The 4,042-nt window shown below is 70.2% G+C and carries 5 protein-coding genes; 3 read left to right on the top strand and 2 right to left on the bottom strand.

All coding sequences use genetic code 11. The annotated features are described in order from the left end of the window. On the top strand, positions 1–958 hold a 958-nt coding region (locus ACFR9S_RS06510), incomplete at its 5' end, for a sensor histidine kinase (protein ID WP_379818301.1). A gap of 88 nt (positions 959–1,046) precedes the next feature. Further along, on the top strand, positions 1,047–1,964 hold the full coding sequence (locus ACFR9S_RS06505; protein ID WP_379732049.1) for a bifunctional 5,10-methylenetetrahydrofolate dehydrogenase/5,10-methenyltetrahydrofolate cyclohydrolase: 918 nt from the start codon (positions 1,047–1,049) through the stop codon (positions 1,962–1,964). Positions 1,965–2,045: 81 nt separating this feature from the next. Here ACFR9S_RS06505 and ACFR9S_RS06500 read toward each other — a convergent pair whose 3' ends face one another. Then, on the bottom strand, positions 2,046–2,492 hold the full coding sequence (locus ACFR9S_RS06500) for a universal stress protein (RefSeq protein WP_379732051.1): 447 nt from the start codon (positions 2,490–2,492) through the stop codon (positions 2,046–2,048). 194 nt (positions 2,493–2,686) lie between these two features. After that, positions 2,687–3,430: a DUF7117 family protein gene (locus ACFR9S_RS06495; RefSeq protein WP_379818300.1), complete on the bottom strand. Its 744-nt coding sequence runs from the start codon at positions 3,428–3,430 to the stop codon at positions 2,687–2,689. A gap of 331 nt (positions 3,431–3,761) precedes the next feature. Here ACFR9S_RS06495 and ACFR9S_RS06490 point away from each other — a divergent pair. Continuing rightward, on the top strand, positions 3,762–4,042 hold a 281-nt coding region (locus ACFR9S_RS06490; protein ID WP_379818299.1), incomplete at its 3' end, for a DUF7528 family protein.

The raw sequence follows: 4,042 nt of genomic DNA, 5'->3' as shown, positions 1-4,042 counted from the left end.
GATCCGGGCGGCCAACGACGCGTTCGCGGACGTGTTCGGCGTCGACCGTGAAGCGATCGTCGGACAGCGAATCGACGAGGTGCTCAGCTTGCCCGCCGGCGAGCAAGCCGGCGACACGCCGCCGGAAGCAATCAACGAGCGGGTCCGCGAGGGGGAGGTGACCGGGGCGAAAGTCCAGCGGGAGACTGCCCACGGCGCGCGCACCTTCCTGTTCCGGGGAATCCCCTACGCCGAGAACGGCTCCGTCCGCGCGTTCGGCATCTACACCGACGTGACCGAGATCGAGCGGCGCGAACGCCACGTGAAGGTGCTCGACCGACTACTCAGGCACAACCTCCGGAACGATCTCGGCGTCGTGATCGGTCGGGCCGAGAACGTGCTCGATCGCGCTGACGACCCGGAGATCGAGTCCGAAGCCGCCGCCCTCGTCGAGGCCGCCAACGGGCTGATCGACCTGAGCGACACCGCAAAGCGGATTCGGCGAATCATCGAAGGTCCCGAGACCGAGCGGTCGACGATCGGCGTCGCGAGCCTGTTCGGAACGGTCGCGGCCGACGCCCGGGAGCAGTTCCCCGAGGCGACGATCCGAGTCGAGGACGACCTCGACGATTTCGCGGTGCTGGCCACGTCGGACCTCCGGCTCGCGCTGGAGGAACTGGTCGAGAACGCGATCGTCCACGGCGCCGACGACCCGACGGTCGACCTCCGGGCGGAGCCGTTCGAGCCTGCCCCCGGAGAGTGGGTCGATCTGCTCGTCGTCGACGACGGGCCAGGGATTCCGGAGGCCGAGCGCGCGGCCATCACGGGCAGCCGCGACATCACGCAGCTCCAACACGGCAGCGGGCTGGGGCTGTGGCTCGTCCGCTGGGCGGTCGAGTCCGTCGGCGGCGACGTGTCGTTCGAGCGTCGGGACGGCCACACCGTCGTGCGACTCCGCCTCCGCCGGGCGACGGAGTAATCCACGTTCTTGCCTACTCGAAACAGTTTCGGACATTTTCTATGCACGTATCCGAGGGTTGAAGTGGGCGTAGCCCCCCGTATCGACCGTGAGCGAGGCCATTCAGGAGCGAGCCGACCGGGCTGACGTGATCGACGGCGAGGCCGTCGCCGCGGCGGTGCGCGAGACGGTCTCCGAGGCGGTCGATCGCCTCCGGAGCGAGGGCGTGACCCCGGGGCTGGCGACCGTGCTGATGAGCGACGACCCCGCCAGCGAGACGTACGTGCGGATGAAGCAGCGGGACTGCGAGGACGTGGGTATCGAGAGCCGCCACGTCGAGATCGACACCGACGCCCCCCAGTCGGAGCTGTTCGAGACGATCGACGAACTCAACGCCGACCCGGCGATCGACGGGATTCTGATCCAGCGGCCGCTAACGGAGGGCGTCGACGAGCCGGCGGCGCTGCGCCGGGTCGACCCCGAGAAGGACGTCGACGGGTTCCACCCGGAGAACGTCGGCCGGCTCGTGACCGGCGACCCCCGGTTCGTCCCCTGTACGCCGCTGGGGATCCAGCGGCTCCTGATCGAGGCGGGCGTGGAGATCCCCGGCTCGGACGTGGTCGTCGTCGGCCGATCGGAGTTGGTGGGGAAGCCCCTTGCGAACCTCCTGCTCGGCCGCGGCGACGACGCGGACGCGACGGTGACGGTCTGTCACTCGAAGACCGACGACCTCGCGGCCCACGTCTCCCGTGCGGACGTGGTCGTCGTCGCCGCGGGCGTCCCCGAACTCGTCACCGGCGAGATGCTGGCGCCCGGCTCGACGGTGATCGACGTGGGGATCAACGCTGTCGGCGAGGGCGACGACCGCGAACTGGTCGGCGACGTCGAGTACGAGAGCGCCTCGAAGGTCGCCGGCGCGATCACGCCCGTCCCCGGCGGCGTCGGGCCGATGACCCGGGCGATGCTGCTGCGGAACACGGTGACGGCCGCGGCTCGGCAGTCGGGTGTGGATCTCGATCTGGAGTAGACTGTCGGCGTCTGGACTGCTCCGATAGAAAATTTAGCGACGACACGATAGTCGTCGCCCGTCACGCGCCGTGGCTGATTTTTACTCCGTGACGACCGTCACCGGTCCCTCGAAGTCGAGGATGACGCGCTGGGTCACGTCGCCGAAGATCGCCTTCCCGGTGGGCGAGCGGCGCTGGCCGGTCATGAAGATGTGGTCACAGCCGTGGTTCTGCGCGCCGTCGATCACGGTCTCGGCCCGGTCGCCGACCGCGCCGGCGGTCTCGTACTCGATATCGACGCCCTCGAGCGTCTCGACGCCGATGTCGTTCGCGAAGCTGCGGGCGCCCTCCAGCGCCTGCCCGACGGAGTAGCTCACGTCGGCCTCCGGGATCGCCTCCAGCGCCTCGCGCTCCTCGGCGTACTCCTCCTCGCTGACGACACAGAGCAGCGTGAGCCGGGCGTCGACCCCCGCGGCGAGTTCGCCGGCCTCCCGAACCAGATCCTTTGTCACGTCGTCCGGCCCGACGACTGCGAGTGCGTGTTCCATACGCCGCAAATGCGAGGGTCCGGTGATAAAGCTGGCTGAAAACACGTTATCACGTGGCGAACAGGCGGGGGCGGCTGTACGGCCGGACGTGCCCCGCGCTCCCGCGATCGAGGAGACAGGCCCACTCCCGGCCTCCTCCGGCGTCCGGCCGTCGGCTCGTCAGGTCACGGGGAGGGTGGTCGCGCGATCGCCCTTCAACTCTCGGTCAGCCCGTCGAGCCGCTGGCGTGCGGTGGCGAGTGCCGACTCCTCGCCGTTCAGGTAGCGGTACAGGTCCCGACACGCCCGGACGAGCGACTCGACCGTCTCCGGTGGGAGGTCACCCTCCAGCGCCTCGAGCCGCTTCCCCTGATCGCGAATCCGCCCGAGCGTCCGGCGGGCGTCCTCGTCGGGAGCGTCGTCGAGGTAGGCCGCCTCGTCGTCACGGTAGGCTTCGACGGCCGCCGCGTACGCCAGCCCCCGGGCGGGCGCGAGCGACTCCGGCACCTCGTCGGGCGCGGGGCGCTCGCCGTCGTCGGCGCCCTGAAGCAGGTCGAGCAGGTACCGCTCGGCGGCCTCCCGATCGGGATCGTCGTACTCGGCGCCGAAGCGGGCGTCCCGGCGGTAGTCGGTGATCGCCGCGCGGAGTTCCCCGACCGCGAGGTACGTGTCGTCCAGCGGGAGCAGTTCGCCCCCGCGGAGGAACCCCCGCTTTCGGAGGTACGCCCGGCAGTCCGACGCCACGCTGTCGGCGATATCGAGGATGTCCTCCCCGTCCGCGAGCGCGGTTCGGTGCGGCGTGAGGTCGATCTCGGCGGGGCTGTCGGTGTGGTGCCGTCGCTCGTCCTCGACCGCGACGCTCCGGAGGCTCCCGCAGTCCGGACAGCTCGCCTCCCCGGTCTCGTAGTAGGACCAGCGCGTGCCGCAGTTCTTGCACTCGCGCTCGCCGCGGATCTTCATGTCCGGCCGTCGGAGCGCCGGCGGCAAAACGACGGTGGTCGGGAGCCGTGTCCACCGACGACGGCGAGCGACCGACCGAGTCCCGTGTGGCTCGATTTTGGAGTGATGCCGTGGTCGTATGTGAGCCCGCCTCGTCCACCCGTCACCGATAAATGGCGACCCGCCCAATCGTCGGGCACGATGTCCCACCCGACATCCGTCGAGGATAGAGGAAGCCGTCGACAGGCGGCTGATCGAGAAATCGGTCGGCGCTGACGCCACCCGGGACGGCGAACTGGTTCTGTCGCTCCCCGACGGCGAGCACCGGCTCTCCCGCGAGGCCGCCACGGCGTTGCGGGACGATCTGACCGCGGCGCTGACGGGGCGCCGGGAGTTCGTCCGGACCGCGGGCGAGCACCGCCCGGACGGCAGCTACGTCGTCTCGCGCCGGGGCGCCGACTCCGCGGGCAACGCCAAGCAGTTCCGCGACTTCCGGACGATAACCGCGCTGTACGACCGGCTGCCCGGGGGGTTCGACGCGAGCGCGGTCGACGGCATCTCGATCGAGAGCGAACGCGAGTACAGCATCGTGTTCACGCTCGGGGGGACCGTCGAGTCGGTGACCCCGACGGC

This window comes from Halolamina salina (assembly GCF_042678005.1).
Classification (GTDB): domain Archaea; phylum Halobacteriota; class Halobacteria; order Halobacteriales; family Haloferacaceae; genus Halolamina; species Halolamina salina.
Note: the sequence above shows the minus strand (reverse complement) of the source record. Positions and strands in the feature narration are given on the sequence as shown.

Bases quoted from the DNA above. Each gene is read 5' to 3' on its own strand.
- ACFR9S_RS06500 (WP_379732051.1), bottom strand. From the start codon at position 2,492: ATGGAACACGCACTCGCAGTCGTCGGGCCGGACGACGTGACAAAGGAT.
- ACFR9S_RS06495 (WP_379818300.1), bottom strand. From the start codon at position 3,430: ATGAAGATCCGCGGCGAGCGCGAGTGCAAGAACTGCGGCACGCGCTGG.